The 14,935-nt window shown below is 62.5% G+C and carries 18 protein-coding genes; 4 read left to right on the top strand and 14 right to left on the bottom strand.

Annotated features, from left to right (window positions below; genetic code table 11):
• Positions 1–32 precede the first annotated feature (32 nt).
• Complete coding sequence (locus GTP69_RS25130; protein WP_161057442.1) at positions 33–1,370, top strand: hemolysin family protein; 1,338 nt, start codon at positions 33–35, stop codon at positions 1,368–1,370.
• A gap of 3 nt (positions 1,371–1,373) precedes the next feature.
• On the opposite strand, the gene GTP69_RS25125 is transcribed toward GTP69_RS25130, so the two are convergent.
• The 6 genes from GTP69_RS25125 to GTP69_RS25100 are packed head-to-tail and all read right to left on the bottom strand — an operon-like array spanning position 1,374 to position 6,435.
• Positions 1,374–2,417 (bottom strand): AI-2E family transporter, encoded by a 1,044-nt coding sequence (locus GTP69_RS25125; protein WP_161057441.1) that lies wholly within the window; start codon positions 2,415–2,417, stop codon positions 1,374–1,376.
• A 14-nt stretch (positions 2,418–2,431) separates the two neighbouring features.
• Entirely contained in the window at positions 2,432–3,028 is a 597-nt protein-coding gene (locus GTP69_RS25120) for an SCO family protein (RefSeq protein ID WP_161057440.1), read from the bottom strand.
• Entirely contained in the window at positions 3,025–3,921 is an 897-nt protein-coding gene (gene cyoE, locus GTP69_RS25115; RefSeq protein ID WP_161057439.1) for a heme o synthase, read from the bottom strand. Before cyoE ends, GTP69_RS25120 begins: the two co-directional genes overlap by 4 nt.
• Before the next feature lie 13 nt (positions 3,922–3,934).
• Positions 3,935–5,089 carry a COX15/CtaA family protein gene (locus GTP69_RS25110; RefSeq protein WP_202424564.1) on the bottom strand — a complete coding sequence of 385 codons (1,155 nt, stop codon included), beginning with the start codon at positions 5,087–5,089 and terminating at the stop codon, positions 3,935–3,937.
• A gap of 4 nt (positions 5,090–5,093) precedes the next feature.
• Positions 5,094–5,732 (bottom strand): SCO family protein, encoded by a 639-nt coding sequence (locus GTP69_RS25105; RefSeq protein ID WP_161057438.1) that lies wholly within the window; start codon positions 5,730–5,732, stop codon positions 5,094–5,096.
• A complete protein-coding gene (locus GTP69_RS25100) occupies positions 5,704–6,435 on the bottom strand; it encodes an SURF1 family protein (protein ID WP_161057466.1) in 732 nt (243 codons plus the stop codon). The genes GTP69_RS25105 and GTP69_RS25100 overlap by 29 nt, the downstream gene beginning before the upstream one ends.
• Before the next feature lie 33 nt (positions 6,436–6,468).
• Here GTP69_RS25100 and GTP69_RS25095 point away from each other — a divergent pair, with 33 nt between their 5' ends.
• The gene (locus GTP69_RS25095) at positions 6,469–6,675 is read left to right on the top strand and encodes a twin transmembrane helix small protein (protein WP_161043509.1); all 207 of its coding nucleotides are present in this window, start codon (positions 6,469–6,471) and stop codon (positions 6,673–6,675) included.
• A gap of 41 nt (positions 6,676–6,716) precedes the next feature.
• Here the strand turns inward: GTP69_RS25095 and GTP69_RS25090 are convergent, their stop codons facing one another.
• The 7 genes from GTP69_RS25090 to GTP69_RS25065 form a co-directional block, all read right to left on the bottom strand.
• On the bottom strand, positions 6,717–7,592 hold the full coding sequence (locus GTP69_RS25090) for a cytochrome c oxidase subunit 3 (RefSeq protein WP_202424562.1): 876 nt from the start codon (positions 7,590–7,592) through the stop codon (positions 6,717–6,719).
• Positions 7,593–7,606: 14 nt separating this feature from the next.
• A complete protein-coding gene (locus GTP69_RS25085; RefSeq protein ID WP_161043507.1) occupies positions 7,607–7,801 on the bottom strand; it encodes a DUF2970 domain-containing protein in 195 nt (64 codons plus the stop codon).
• A gap of 1 nt (position 7,802) precedes the next feature.
• Entirely contained in the window at positions 7,803–8,342 is a 540-nt protein-coding gene (locus GTP69_RS25080) for a cytochrome c oxidase assembly protein (protein ID WP_161057436.1), read from the bottom strand.
• Between the two features lies 1 nt (position 8,343).
• Entirely contained in the window at positions 8,344–8,451 is a 108-nt protein-coding gene (locus tag GTP69_RS31480; RefSeq protein WP_217363440.1) for a cytochrome oxidase small assembly protein, read from the bottom strand.
• A 2-nt stretch (positions 8,452–8,453) separates the two neighbouring features.
• Complete coding sequence (gene ctaD / locus GTP69_RS25075; RefSeq protein ID WP_161057435.1) at positions 8,454–10,055, bottom strand: cytochrome c oxidase subunit I; 1,602 nt, start codon at positions 10,053–10,055, stop codon at positions 8,454–8,456.
• A gap of 15 nt (positions 10,056–10,070) precedes the next feature.
• The gene (gene coxB / locus GTP69_RS25070; RefSeq protein WP_161057434.1) at positions 10,071–11,300 is read right to left on the bottom strand and encodes a cytochrome c oxidase subunit II; all 1,230 of its coding nucleotides are present in this window, start codon (positions 11,298–11,300) and stop codon (positions 10,071–10,073) included.
• Positions 11,301–11,581: 281 nt separating this feature from the next.
• The gene (locus GTP69_RS25065) at positions 11,582–12,505 is read right to left on the bottom strand and encodes a methyltransferase domain-containing protein (protein ID WP_161057433.1); all 924 of its coding nucleotides are present in this window, start codon (positions 12,503–12,505) and stop codon (positions 11,582–11,584) included.
• A 96-nt stretch (positions 12,506–12,601) separates the two neighbouring features.
• Between GTP69_RS25065 and GTP69_RS25060 the strand changes: the two genes are divergently transcribed.
• Together GTP69_RS25060 and trmL are read left to right on the top strand one after the other, a co-directional pair.
• The gene (locus GTP69_RS25060) at positions 12,602–13,408 is read left to right on the top strand and encodes a ComF family protein (protein WP_161057432.1); all 807 of its coding nucleotides are present in this window, start codon (positions 12,602–12,604) and stop codon (positions 13,406–13,408) included.
• A gap of 20 nt (positions 13,409–13,428) precedes the next feature.
• Complete coding sequence (gene trmL, locus GTP69_RS25055; RefSeq protein WP_110847330.1) at positions 13,429–13,899, top strand: tRNA (uridine(34)/cytosine(34)/5-carboxymethylaminomethyluridine(34)-2'-O)-methyltransferase TrmL; 471 nt, start codon at positions 13,429–13,431, stop codon at positions 13,897–13,899.
• Between the two features lie 50 nt (positions 13,900–13,949).
• Here the strand turns inward: trmL and GTP69_RS25050 are convergent, their stop codons facing one another.
• Positions 13,950–14,897, bottom strand: a complete 948-nt coding sequence (locus GTP69_RS25050) for a DMT family transporter (RefSeq protein ID WP_161057431.1) — start codon at positions 14,895–14,897, stop codon at positions 13,950–13,952.
• Positions 14,898–14,935: the final 38 nt, after the last annotated feature.

The raw sequence follows: 14,935 nt of genomic DNA, 5'->3' as shown, positions 1-14,935 counted from the left end.
GTTTCAACTACGTAAATTGCCGCTCGGCCCCTATGCAAAACTTCCTGCTTGTCGTTCTCGCCATCTTCCTGGTTGCTTTGAACGGTTTCTTCGTCGCTGCTGAATTCGGCATCGTCACTCTGCGAAAAACGCGTGTCCGCGCCATCGCCAAGACTAAAGGAATACAGGGACGCATCCTCGGCAAAGTACACGGTGAACTGGACGCGTATCTGTCCGCCTGCCAGCTCGGCATCACGCTGGCTTCGCTGGGCCTGGGCTGGGTCGGTGAGCCGGCCTTCGCCGGCCTGCTGGAGCCGCTGCTGACTTTCATCGGCATCACCTCGCCCGAATTGGTGCACGGCATCGCCTTCGTGTTCGCGTTTGGCGTGATTTCTTTCCTGCACATTGTGGTCGGCGAACTGGCGCCAAAATCGCTGGCGATCCGCATGCCGGAAGTGGTCGGCCTGTGGAGCGCGATTCCGCTGTACGGTTTCTATTGGGCCATGTACCCGTTCATCTGGGTGCTGAACGCCAGCGCCAACATGGTGCTGGGTCTGGCAGGCCTGTCCGGCAAGGGCGGCCATGACAGCCACTATTCGGTCGATGAGCTGAAGCTGATTCTGCGCACCAGCCAGCCGGGCGAAAAATTCAACCAGGACGAACGCAACATCCTGGCGCACTCGCTGGATTTCAGCGACCTGGCGGTGTCCGACCTGATGCGTCCGATTAATGAAGTGATCAGCCTGCACGCCAGCCGTCCGCTGAACGACAACCTGGCCGCCATGCTGCGCAACCGCTTCAGCCGCTATCCCTACTACGACAAGGACGGCGAAACCGTGCTGGGCGTGGTGCACTTGAAGGATTTGTTCTTCGCCATGCAGTCGGGCCGTCCGGTGACGGACCTGGTGCCGTTCCTGCGTCCGGTCGAAACGATTTCCGCCCGCACGCCGGCGCTGGAGCAGTTCCGCCGCTTCCGCGACGGCGCGCCGCACTTTGCATTGATCGGTGAAAAGGGCAAGCGCCCGGTCGGCTTCATCACGCTGGATAACCTGCTGGGCGCGATGGTCGGCGAGATCCATGACGAATTCCGCCTCAACGAAAACGACTGGCTCAAGCAGCCGGACGGCACGCTGATCGGCAAGGCCAGCCTGCCGATCTTCTCGCTGGAACGCACGCTGGGCATCGACATCGAAAACGAAGAGCTCGGCCTGGAGGAAGTGGAATCGGTCGGCGGCCTGCTGATGCTGAAGCTGGGCGATATCCCGAAACAGGGCCAGCGCATCAGCTTCCGCCACTTCGACATCGTCGCCAAGAAGATGAATGGTCCGCGCATTCTGCTGGTCAAGGTCATCCCGAAGGATGACACCGAAGACAACGCCGACCAGGACTGATGTTCAAGAATGCAGCTGGTCCGCGGTCCAGTTGCGCAGCAGACCCAGGCCCACCGCCAGCAGCGTTGGGCCGATAAACAGGCCGACAAAGCCGAACGCCAGTACCCCGCCCATCACGCCCAGCAGCACCAGAATGAACGGCAAGCTGCTGCCGCGCGAGATCAGCATCGGCTTGACCACGTTGTCGACGCCGCTGATGACGAACATCCCCCAGACGAACATGAAGATGGCCCAGCCGGTATCGCCATGGTTGAACAGCCAGATGGTGGCGCCGCCCCAGATCAGCGGCGGTCCGACCGGAATCAGCGAGAACAAAAAGGTGGCGACCGACAGCAGCGCCACCGCCGGCACGCCGGCAATCAAAAAGCCGACCGCCGCTACCGCCGCTTGCGCCAGCGCCGTGCCTAGCAGGCCGTACATGACGCCGCGCACGGTACGGCTGACGGTGTCGGCCACGGTGACGCTTTGTTCGCCGATCAGCTTGTTCATGGCGGTCGCCAGCGCTTGCAGGATGGTCTGGCCATCGCGATACAGGAAGAAGCTGACAAACACCGCCAGGCTGACCTGTGCCACGCCCGAACCCAGCACCATGCCGCCGCCCAGCAGCAGACGGCGCCCCGGCTCCAGCAGGTTCTTGGCGACGTTGAGTAGTTCCTCACGGCTGTGCAGCAGCTTGCGCAGGTAGGTATCGACCATCTCGCCCACCAGCGGGATATCCTTCAGCCACAGCGGCGGATCGAGCGTACCGCTGTCGAGGTTGGCCTTGATCTGGTCGTAATAGGACGAAGCATTGTCGGCGATATTCCACGTCACCAGCGTCAGCGGCACGATGATCAGCAAGGTCAGGCCGATGCTCATCACCAGCGCGGCGATGGTGCGGCGCTGCTTGAGCCGCGCCAGCAGGCGCAGGTACAGCGGCCAGCTGGAGATGGTGATGGCGGCGGCAAACAGCACCGCCGCCAGGAACGGCCGCAGCACGACCAGACAGCCGATCACCAGCAGGATGACGGCGGCCAGACGCGTGAAAGGCTGGAAGCGCTGTTGCATGCGGCCTCCGGGGATCAGGACAACAGCAGTTTCAAATCATGCACGGTGGTGGAAGTCGGCTGGCCCGGACGCAGCAGCAGGCGGATCTTGCCCTGCTTGTCGAACACATAGCTGGCGGCGGTGTGGTCCATCGAATAGCTGCCCGGCGTGGTGCCCGGCACCTTGGCGTACATCACCTTGAATTCCTTGGCGACCGCGGCGGTCTGCTCCGGCGTGCCGTACAGGCCGAGGAAACGCTTGTCGAACACCGGCACGTACTCGGCCAACAGCTTTTGCGTATCGCGTTCAGGATCGACGGTAACGAACAGCACCTGCACCTGGTCGGCCTGCGGGCCAAGCTGCTTCATGACTTCCGACATTTCGGCCATGGTGGTCGGGCAGACGTCCGGGCACTGGGTATAGCCGAAGAACATGATCACCGCCTTGCCCTTGAAATCGGCCATGGTGCGCGGCTTGCCGTTGTGGTCGGTCAGGGCGAAATCCCTGGCGAACGACGCGCCGGTCAGGTCCGTGCCCTGGAACACCACCTTGGCCGGCGCCTCCGCTTTTTTCTCGCCGCAAGCGGCCAACAGGGAAAGGGCAATCAAAGCAAAGGCGAGAACTTTTTTCATAGTTTGATGTAGTGATCCACCAGCAGCGCCAGGAACAGCAGGCCGAGGTAGATGATCGACCAGGTGAAGGCTTTGCGGGCGATCAGGTCGGTGTAGTGGCGGTAGATTTTCCAGGCGTGGTGCAGGAACACGGCGTTCAGGATCACCGCACTGACCAGGTAGATCAGGCCGCTCATCTGCACCGCGTATGGCAGCAGCGTGGTGGCCGCCAGCGCGATCGAGTACAGCCACACGTGGAATTGGGTGAACTTCATGCCGTGCGTGACCGGCAGCATCGGCAGGCCCGAGCGGGCGTAATCGTCGCGGCGATACAGCGCCAGCGCCCAGAAATGCGGCGGCGTCCAGACGAAGATGATCATGACCAGCAGCCATGCCTCCATCGGCACGTCATTCGCGACCGCCGCCCAGCCCAGCGCCGGCGGCATCGCGCCCGACAGGCCGCCGATCACGATATTCTGCGGCGTGGCCGGCTTCAGGATCATGGTATAGATAATCGCGTAACCGAGGAAGGTGACAAAGGTCAGCCACATGGTCAGCGCATTGACGAAGGTGTACAGCACCCACATGCCGGCGCCGCCGATCACCAGCGCAAAGATGATGGTCTGCGTCACGGTGATGTCGCCCATGACCATCGGCCGGCGCGCGGTGCGGGCCATGCGCGCATCGACTTCACGCTCCGCCAGGCAGTTGACCGCAAACGCCGCCCCGGTCAGCAACCAGATACCCACCGTCGCATACAGCACCAGCGACAAACTCGGCAAACCGTTCGGGATGCCGAGGTACATGCCGATGACGGCACAAAACACCGCCATCATGGTGACGCGGGGTTTGGTCAGCGCCCAGAACTGCGCGGCGAGTGGCGGGTGTTTGGAGGTTACGGTTTGCGTGGTCATGAGTGCAACTTAATCAATGCCGTACCGTCGACGAAGGAGGATGCGTGGCGCCCGAAGCTGCCTTTTTTGCAATGTCGTACTGGTACTTAGCCTTGTAGTTTAACATGGTCAGCAAAAGTACAAGCGCCGCCGCTCCGGCGTTATGCAGCACGGCGATGGTCAGCGGGAAACTCAGGTAGATGGTGGCCACGCCGGTGACGATCTGCGCACCCAGCACCAGCGCGATGTTGCGGGCGGTTTTATGCAGCACATCATGCCCCCATGCGCGCCACGCGGCATAGCCCGCCACCAGCGCAACGATAATGCCGAAATTGCGGTGCACCCAGTGGATCGCCGTCAGCGCCGAGAATGGCAGGTAGTGGCCGGCGGCCGTCTTGCCCAGCTCGCGCCACAGCGTGAAGCCGTGTTCAAAGTCCATCTCCGGCACCAGCTTGCCACCGCACAGCGGGAAGTCGGTGCAGGCCAAGGTGGCGTAGTTGGTGCTGGTCCAGCCGCCCAGCGCCAGTTGCACCAGCAGCAGCGCGGCCGCCACGCCAGCCAGGATGCGGATGTTGCGCATAGCCGGCGGCGAGGCGCTGACCAGCGTGCGCGGCGCGTTCAGGTGGTTCTGGCGGCCGCCGTACCACACCAGCATGGACAGCAGGCCCATGCCCAGCAGCAGGTGGATGGTGACGATCACCGGTTGCAGCTTGAGCGTCACGGTCCAGGCGCCAAACGCTCCTTGCAGGCAGACGAAGAAGAACAGCGCGGTCGGCAGCCACGGCGCGTATTCGGCGCGTTTAGTCTTGCGCCATTGATACCAGGACTGCGCCATCATCGCCACGATCAGCACGCCGATGGTCATGGCCAGGTAGCGGTGGATCATCTCGATCCAGGCCTTGAACACGGTTACCGGGCCAGTCGGCATCAGCGCTTCGGCGGCGACGATCTTCTCATGCGCCAGGAAAGGATTGGCAGCGCCGTAGCAGCCCGGCCAGTCCGGGCAGCCGAGGCCGGAATCGGTCAGCCGCGTAAAGGCGCCGAACACGATCAAATCAAACGTCAGGAACACGCTGACCCACACCAGCTTGCGGTACTTGTTGGCGTCCGACGAAGTCCAGACGATGGTGGCCGGCAGCAGCGCGATCATCAGCGCCGTAATCGCCATTTGTGCGAGAGTGAGATGCATAAACTTAACCTATGGCCGAAGCCTTCAACAATTTCGCGATGTCCTTCTGGACCCGCTTGACCTTCTCCACATCGCTGGACACCGCGCCTTTCGGGAAGCGCATCATCAGATTGCCCAGCGGGTCGATCAGGTACACATGGTCGGACACGCGGTCCGCGCCATCCGTACCACTGCTGTCCAGCGGCAGCCACTTGTCCACCACGGCGGCCGGCGCGCGCAGCATGCGGGTGCCGTCATTCACGCGCAGCAGCATGGTTTCCAGCGGCTCGTTATCGGTAATCAGCCACACCCGTTCGATGCGCTCCATCTCCTTGCCCTGCATGGTGCGCAGCTGGCGCATCGCAAATAGCTGGTCCTGGCAATCCTGCTGGCAATCGGACGGCCCGACTTTCAACATGATCCACTTGCCCTTGTAATCCTCCAGCCGCGCCGGCTTTCCGTCCAGCGTGGTGCTGGCCATGGCCGGAATCGGATACTGGCGCGGATCGATCAGCGCGCCGTAATTGGTGACACCGCCCTTCGGCTTGATCACGTAATAGGTGAAGTATGACGCAATCAGCGGCGCCGCGCACACGGCCAGCACGACCAATAGCTTCCAGCGGCCGCGCGTTTGATTATTTGCTTTTTCCACGTCTGAATCCATTCACCACAAAGAAGATAACCGCCATCGCCGACAGTGCGTACCACTGGAAGGCATAGCCCTGATGTTTTTCCACGCCCAGCGACGGCGCCGGCCAGTCGCGCACCAGTTGCGCATCGTCGCCGGCCGGCTGGGCCGGCATGCCCTGCTCCACCACGAACGGCTGCATGGTCAGGCCGCTGTCCTTGGCCACCTGCAGCGGATCGGCGTTCTGCACGATGGCGTTGGGCGTCAGCGGCGGGGTTGTGCCCAGCTCCATCACATGGCCGGCGTTGAGCCGCGCCACGCCCTGCACGGTGACGACGCCGTCCGGCGTGGCGTAGGTCGGCAGCTTGTCGCGCACCGCCGGATCGCGCGGCAGCCAGCCGCGCGCCACCAGCACGTGCATGTTCGATCCCGCTATTTTAAACGGCATCAGCAGATAGAAGCCGGCCCGGCCCTGGTACGGGCGGTTGTCCAGATACACCGGCCAGTCGCGCACGAACTCGCCGCTGACGGTGATGCGGCGCCAGGCCACGGCATCGGCCGCCAGCGGCGCGCCATCCAGCACCAGCGGCACCGCCTCGACGCCCTGCGCCAGCTTTTGCTGCAAGGCGATCTTGTCGTTGGCGCGGCGCTCCTGCCAGTTGCCGAGCTGTATGCCGAGCGCAACCACCAGGACTGTGGCCACGAAAGGAATCAATTTAAAGCGGAACGCCATTACAATGGAACCTCGATCAAATCGCCACTCCCTCATGAGATGAAAATTGCTATTGCCATTGCATTCATGCTGATCCTTGGCAGCCTGGGATCGGCGCTGTTCTTCCTGATGCGCGACAAGGGCCGCAGCAACAACACCGTGCGCTCGCTGGCGGTGCGGGTGGCGCTGTCGATCACGCTATTCCTGCTGATCCTGCTGGCCTACAAGCTCGGCTACATCCAGCCCAAGGGCATCCGCATGGGCTAAAAAAAAAGCCGCACCGTGTGCGGCTTTTGCGGCGTATGCCATTATAACCAGTAGACCACCACGTAGAGGCCCAGCCACACCACGTCCACGAAGTGCCAGTACCAGGCCGCGCCTTCAAAGGCGAAGTGGTTGTCCGGCGTGAAATGTCCCTTCAGCACGCGGTACAGCACCACCGACAGCATGATCGCCCCCATCGTCACGTGGAAGCCGTGGAAGCCGGTCAGCATGAAGAAGGTCGAACCGTAGATGCCCGAGGTCAGCTTCAGGTTCAGCTCGGTGTATGCATGGTGATACTCATACGCCTGGAAGCCCATGAACACCGCCCCCAGCAGCACCGTGGCAAACAGCCAGATCGCCGTCTGCGCGCGATGGCCGGCACGCAGCGCGTGGTGGGCGATGGTCAAGGTCACGCCCGAGGTCAGCAGCAAGGCGGTATTGATGGTCGGGATCGGGAACGGTCCCATGGTCTGGAACGCCTCGACCGTGCCGGCAGGCGTGGCGCCGCCCCATGACGGCGCGTAGTCAGGCCAGACGAATTTACTGTCCAGGTCGCCCAGCCACGGCATCGAGATGGTGCGCGCATAGAACAGCGCGCCGAAGAAGGCGCCGAAGAACATCACCTCGGAGAAGATGAACCAGCTCATCGACCAGCGATAGGAATGGTCAATGCGCTGGCTATACAAGCCGCCTTCCGATTCCTTGATAGCGTCGCCAAACCAGAAATACAGCACGGTAATAGTGCCGAGGATGCCCAGCAGATTAGCGGCCGGCCCCCACGAGGCATCATTGACCCAGGCCGAGGCACCGATCATGGTCACCAGCATGGACAAGCCGGCCAGCAGCGGCCAGCGCGAGGGACCGGGCACGAAATAATACGGTGCGGCGGCGCCCTGTGGACTTGTTGAACTCATCTTCATCTCCCCATTTTCACTTATTTAGCGACTACGAATTTGACGATTGTTATCAGTACGCCGATGAACACCGCCACCGCCAGCAAGGCCGCGATGATGATGTGCAGCGGATTCAGTCCCTGCTGGTCGGCGTCGAAATCGCGCTTGCGGCGCAATCCCACAAACGACCACAGCACGGCCTTCAGCGAATACAGGAAGCCGGGCTTGTCCGCCATCTCAGTTGGCCGCCGTCTTCACCAGCCCGCCGCCAACCTCGAAGAAGGTGTACGACAGCGTGATGGTTTTCACATCCCTGGGCAGCTTCGGATCGATGTAGAACACCACCGGCATCTGCCGCGCTTCCTTCGGCTTCAGCGTTTGCTGCTTGAAGCAGAAGCACTCCACTTTCATGAAATACGGCATCGCGTTCTGCGGCGCGTAACTCGGGATCGCCTGCGCGTTCATCTCGCGCGGCTGGGTGTTGACCACTTCGTACATCACCGTGTTCAGTTCGCCCGGATGCACGGTCATGCTGGCCTGCGTCGGCCGGAAGCGCCATGGTCCTTGCGCATTGCCGTCGAACTCGATGGTGACGTTGCGGCTTTTGTCCACCTGCGTGTTCTGGTCCAGCGCCACCGTCCCATCCTTCTGCGTCAGCACGTTGATGCCCAGCGCTTCGCAGATCTGGCGGTAGAACGGATTGAGCGCATAGGCAAAGCCGAACATCACCACCGCGATGATGATCAGCTTGCCCAGCAGCTTTTTGTTCTCGGTCATGTCAGCTCAGCCAGATGCGCTTGACGAACACCGAAGCGAAGAAGAACGCCGCCAGGCCGAACAGGATCAAGGCGGTGCGCAGGTTGTTCGGCTTCTTTTGCCCGTTCATGATTATTTGAACTCAGGCGGGGTTTCGAAGGTGTGGAACGGCGCCGGCGACGGCACGGTCCACTCCAGGCCTTCCGCGCCTTCCCATGGCTTGGCTTCCGCCTTCTTGCCGCCGCGAATGGTCGGCAGGATCACGAAGAACAGGAAGAACACTTGCGACAGGCCGAAACCGAAGGCGCCGATGGTGGCCACCATGTTGAAGTCGGTGAACTGCGCCGAGTAGTCGGCGTAGCGGCGCGGCATGCCGGCCAGGCCCAGGAAGTGCATCGGGAAGAAGGTGACGTTGAAGGTGATCAGCGACAGCCAGAAGTGGGTCTTGCCCATCGTTTCGTTGTACATGTGGCCGGTCCATTTCGGCGACCAGTAGTAGAAACCGGCGAACAGCGCGAACAGCGAGCCAGCCACCAGCACGTAGTGGAAGTGCGCCACCACGTAGTAGGTGTCCTGCAGCTGGATGTCGATCGGCGTTACCGCCAGGATCAGGCCGGTGAAGCCGCCGATGGTGAACACGAAGATGAAGCCGACCGCGAACAGCATCGGCGTTTCAAACGTCATCGAACCGCGCCACATGGTGGCGATCCAGTTGAACACTTTGACGCCGGTCGGCACCGCGATCAGCATGGTCGCGTACATGAAGAACAGCTGCGAGGTCACCGGCATGCCGGTGGTGAACATGTGGTGCGCCCAGACGATGAACGACAGGATCGCGATCGACGCCGTGGCGTACACCATCGAGGCGTAGCCGAACAGCTGCTTGCGGGCGAACGCCGGCAGGATCTGCGAGACGATGCCGAACGCCGGCAGAATCATGATGTACACCTCGGGGTGGCCGAAGAACCAGAAAATGTGCTGGTACATCACCGGATCGCCACCGGCGGCGGCGTTGAAGAAGGAGGTGCCGAAGTGGCGGTCGGTCAGCGTCATGGTGATGGCGCCGGCCAGGACCGGCATCACGGCGATCAGCAGGTAGGCGGTGATCAGCCAGGTCCAGCAGAACATCGGCATCTTCATCAAGGTCATGCCAGGCGCGCGCATGTTGAGGATGGTGACGATGATGTTGATCGAGCCCATGATCGACGAGGCGCCCATCAGGTGCATCGCAAAGATGGCCATGTCCATGCCCGGTCCCATTTGCGTCGACAGCGGCGCGTACAGCGTCCAGCCGGCGGCGGTGGCGCCGCCTGGCGCCAGGAACGAGGTGGCCAGCAGGATCGCCGCTGGCGGCAGCAGCCAGAACGAGAAGTTGTTCATGCGCGCGAACGCCATGTCGGAGGCGCCGATTTGCAGCGGGATCATCCAGTTGGCGAAGCCGACGAAGGCCGGCATGATGGCGCCGAACACCATCACCAGACCGTGCATGGTGGTCAGCTGGTTGAAGAATTCAGGCTGGAAGAATTGCAGGCCGGGCTTGAACAGCTCGGTGCGTATCATCAGCGCCAGCACGCCGCCGGACAGCAGCATGATGAACGAGAACCACAGGTACAGCGTACCGATGTCCTTGTGGTTGGTGGCAAACAGCCAGCGCGCCGGACCATGTGGATGCTCATGTGCGTGATCATGCGCATGATCATGATCGTGGCCGTGATCCAAAGTAGTAGTGCTCATCTGTAACGCTCCTGATTACTTACGTGCAGCCACAACTTCGGCCGGTTGAACGATGTTTTCCTCTGCCTTGTTCGTCCAGCTATTGCGGGTGTAAGTAATGACAGCCGCGATATCCGTATCCGACAATTGCTTCCAAGAAGGCATTTCGACGGGATACTTCCCGCTCTTTTTACCGTGCAACAGCACGCTGATTTGTTCCGCTTTCGGCCCATTGACCACCGGCGAACCGTCCAGCGCCGGATAGGTCGACGGCAAGCCGCGACCGTTGGCCTGGTGGCAGGCCACGCAGTTGGTGCTGTAGACTTTTTCGCCCTTGGTTTTCAGCTCGTCGATGGTCCAGGTTTTATTTGGATCATCGGCCAGCGCGGCCATTTCTTTCTTCTTGCCATCGACCCAGACTTTGTAGTCGGCGTCGCTGACCACCCGTACCACGATCGGCATGAAGGCGTGTTCCTTGCCGCACAGCTCCGAGCAGTAGCCACGGAAGGTGCCGGTGTGCTCGGCCTTGAACCAGGCGTCGCGCACGAAGCCGGGAATCGCATCCTGCTTGACGGCAAACGCTGGAATCGACCACGAGTGGATCACGTCGTTGGCGGTGGTAATCATGCGGATCTTGCGGTGCACCGGCACCACCACCTCATTATCGACTTCCATCAGGTAGTTGTCGCCGCGCTTCTCGGTCGGCTCAAAGCCCGGCGCGCCGACTTGGGCGCGCGGCGTCGACAGGTTGGACAGGAAGGAAATCCCCTCGCCCTCGCCTTTCAGGTAATCGTAGCCCCACTTCCACTGCATGCCGGTGACCTTGATGGTGATGTCGGCGTTGGAAGTGTCCTTCATGCCGACCACGGTGCGGGTGGCGGGCAGCGCCATGCCGATCACGATCAGGAACGGCACGATGGTCCAGGCCACCTCGACGGCGGTGGATTCGTGGAAGGTGGCCGGCTTGTGGCCGAGCGACTTGCGGTGCTTGAAGATCGAATAGAACATCACGCCGAACACCGCAATAAAGATGACCAGGCAGACGCCCATCATCCAGTTGTGCAGGTCGTAGACTTCGGTGGCGATGCGGGTGGCGGGTGGTTGCAGGTTCAGTTCGCCGGCTATGGGGCCACCGGTACCCCCGGTGGCGGCGCCGTAGGTGCCGGCTGCGGCGCCGGTTGCGGTGTCAGCTGCCCACGCTGGTGCCCCGGCTGCCAGCATGGCCAGCCCGAGCATCAACGCTTGAAGTCGCTTCGCATATGTCATGTTTTCCCCAACTGCCCAAGAAATTAAAATATTTTTTTAACGTCTTGCCGGCTATCGGTGAACTGAACCGGCGACGCTCCTTAAACAACCACCGCATCGTTGGATGCGCGATTCTGCTTAATGCTTCTGCTTAATTCACTGCACGTTCGTATTCGATACCTTGTTTGCCATGGTGGCAAAGTTAGTGATTGATTATATAGAACAAAAACGTAGCACATCAAGCAATAAACTATGAATGTTGCCACGGGGCGTTACGCCGCATGGCAACATGAAACCCGCATTCAGCGCGGCTTGCGCGGCGGATCGAAGCGAATGATCGCTTCGCCTTTGGAAGTGACCTTCGGCGCTGGCCGGAACGCGTGGCCGTAGATAACCTCGAAGGTCAGGCCCAGTTTGCCGTCGCTGCGGCGACCCCGTTCCAGCGTGTCCAGCATGCGCTGCCAGGCCGCCTTGCCCATCATGCTGCGACGCAGCGTGGTGAGCGGATTGCCGCCCAAAGCGCGCACGTCGGACAACAACGCCAGCGGCGTATCGTAGGTCACGGTGATGGTTTCCATGTCCAGCACCGGGGTCGAAAACCCGGCTTCGACCAGTTGATCGCCGAAATCATGCATATCGACGAAGGGCAACACGTGTGGCGCCAGGTCGGCTTCGGCAAAGGCGGTGCGCAGTTCGCGCAGCGAATCCGGGCCGAAGCAGGAAAACATCAGCAGGCTATTGACCCGCAACACGCGTCGCCATTCGGCAAACACGCGGTCCGGCTGCGGGTGCCAGTGCAGCGCCAGGTTGGACCAAACCAGGTCCAGCGAGTTCGGTCCCAGCGGCAAGTCGGCAAAATCGCCGCACAGCAGGTCGACCCCGCTCTTAGACGGCAACAGCTTGCTCAGCAGCTGGTTCAGCGACGACGACCTGGCGCCCGGGCCTTGCGCCGCGTGCAGCATGGCTTCGGCGGCGTCCAGGCCCACGATCTGGGCGCTGGGATAGGCTTTTTGCAACAAAGGCAGATCGGCGCCGGTGCCGCAGCCGGCATCCAAAACGCGCGAAGGCGCTATTTTAATCAATTCCAGCCGATCGAACATGCGCGATGATATTTCCCGGCGCAGAAAATCGGCCGGGGCAATGCGTTGCGGACGGGAAAACAGCTGACGGACGCGCTCCAGGTCGATCGGTGCGCTCAGTTTCGGGGGATTCGCGGGGACTTGCATGATGATAGGTCGTTGTAATGCGATAATGTCGGCAGTGTACATGGTTGAACGCCATCGCGACGACGACCGGAGCGGTTTTCAGGGCGGAGGCGTGGCATGAATGACAAGATCGAGGCTGCGGCCGGTGATCCGGCGGCCAATCCGGCGCCGGCGGCCGGGCTGTCGGCGGGCGCCAGGCTGCGCGCGCTGCTGCAACGTAGCGCGCATGGTTTGTTGCGCCATCTGTTGCCCAACGCCTGCGCCCTGTGCGGCAGCGACAGCGACGACGCCTTGTGTCCCGGCTGCGAAGCGCAATTCTTCGGCCCGGCGGCGGCCATCGCCCGCTGCCCACGTTGCGCCAATCCGGTGCCGGCTGACGGTCAACTATGCGGCGTCTGCCTGACCGCCCCGCCGGCCTTCGACCGCACACTGGCCGCTGCCGGCTACGCTTTGCCGGTCGACCAGCTGGTGCTGCAACTGAAATTCGGCCACCGCCTGGCGCTGGCGCCGTTGTGTGCCCGCCTGCTGCGCGACGCCTTGCTGGCCGAGGGAAATGTCACCTTGCCCGCCCTGCTCTGCCCAGTACCGCTGGGACCGCGCCGGCTGGCGGGACGCGGCTACAACCAGGCACTGGAAATCGCCCGGCCGCTGGCACGCGGCCTGGGCATCGCGCTGGAGCCGCAACTGCTGCACCGCGTACGCGAAACCGCCGCCCAGAGCAGCGTCGCGCCCGAACGGCGCCAGCAGAACATCGCCGGCGCCTTCGCGGTGCCGGATGCCGCCCTGGTGGCAGGCCGCCACATCGGCGTCGTGGACGACGTCATGACCAGCGGCCGCACCTTGAACGAAGTGGCGGCAACATTAAAACGCCACGGCGCCGCGCGGGTCAGCAACTTCGTGTTCGCCCGCACGCCGCCGCACTGATATAGCAAAGGAAAAAAAGCATGTTCCACGTCGTCCTGGTCCACCCAGAAATTCCGCCGAACACCGGCAACGTCATCCGCCTGTGCGCCAACACCGGCGCCCAGCTGCACCTGATCGAACCGCTGGGCTTCCCGCTGGAAGACTCCAAGCTCAAGCGCGCCGGCCTGGACTACCACGAATACGCCCGCATGAAAGTGCACAAGGACTGGGACGCCTTCCTGGCCGAGGTCCAACCCGATCCCGCGCGCATGTACGCCATGACCACGCACGGCTCGTCGCCGTTCGCCCAAGCTAGCTTCCAGCCGGGCGACGTGTTCGTGTTCGGCTCAGAAACCGCCGGCCTGCCGCCAGCGCTGCGCGAGACCTTCCCACCGGCGCAACGTATCCGCCTGCCGATGCGTCCCGACAACCGCAGCATGAACCTCTCCAACACCGTCGCCGTGGTCGTCTTCGAAGCCTGGCGCCAGAACGGCTACGCCGGCGGCGCCTAAACTCCGGGGTCAGGTCCGGCATTCGGACACGAGCACAACCGTATCGAAGCTTACGGTTGTGCTCGTGTCCGAATGCCGGACCTGACCCCGGGTTGGTGTTTCCACACCGATCCGGCCACGCCGGCGATCAGCAGCACGATGGCCAGCAGTTCCAGCGGGCGCGGCATCTGGTGCTGGTAGAGGAAGCCGTACAACAGGCCGAACAAGGTTTCAAACAGCAGCAGTTGGCCCGACAGCGTGACCGGCACGCGCCGGCTGGCGAGGTTCCATAGCTGGTTGCCGATCACCGATGCGCCCAGCGCGACGATCGTCACCACGCTCCAGAAACGTAGCCAGTCGCGCCCCGCCGCACCGTCGCCGCCAAACGCCATCACCACCACGCCCAAGGCCAGCGCCACCACGCCGGTGCTCAGGCCGTACAGACCCGACCACTCGGCGCCGCTGAAATGCGGATTGCGCTTGAGGAAGCGGGCGTTGTCCACCGCGTACCACGTCCAGCACAGCAGCGCGCCGAACGCGCACAGCATGCCCAGCGCCACCGTGGTCCACGGCTGCGACCCACCCTGTGCATGCGTGAAGACGTCCACATTGATGCAGACGATGCCCGCCACCACCAGCGTCAGCGGCCACGCCAGCTGCCGCAGCGGCAAGGCGCCATGATCGCGCCGTCCCAGCAAGGTCACGCTCAGCGGCAGCAGGCCGATAATCAGCGACGCCGCCGCCACGCCCGCCAGCTGCACGCCGGTCGACAGCAGCAGGTAGTAGACGATGTTGCCGGCCAGCGCGTGCCGCAGCAGCACCGCACACTCGGCGCGCGTCACGCGGCGCAGCAGGCCGTTCAGGCGCGGCAATAGCAGCAGCAAGGTAATCAGCCCGTAGGCCAGGTAGCGCCCCAGCGCCAGCTCCATCGGCGAAAATTCCGCCAGCCAGCGCGGCATCACAAAGATCATGCCCCAGAAGGCTCCGGCCGCAAGGCCGCATAACACGCCATACCACATACAGTTCTCCTTTTTCGGGAACCATTGTGGCGGCGCGC

Origin of the sequence: Duganella levis (genome assembly GCF_009857605.1) — a bacterium.
In the GTDB taxonomy this organism is placed as follows: domain Bacteria; phylum Pseudomonadota; class Gammaproteobacteria; order Burkholderiales; family Burkholderiaceae_D; genus Rugamonas; species Rugamonas levis.
Note: the sequence above shows the minus strand (reverse complement) of the source record. Positions and strands in the feature narration are given on the sequence as shown.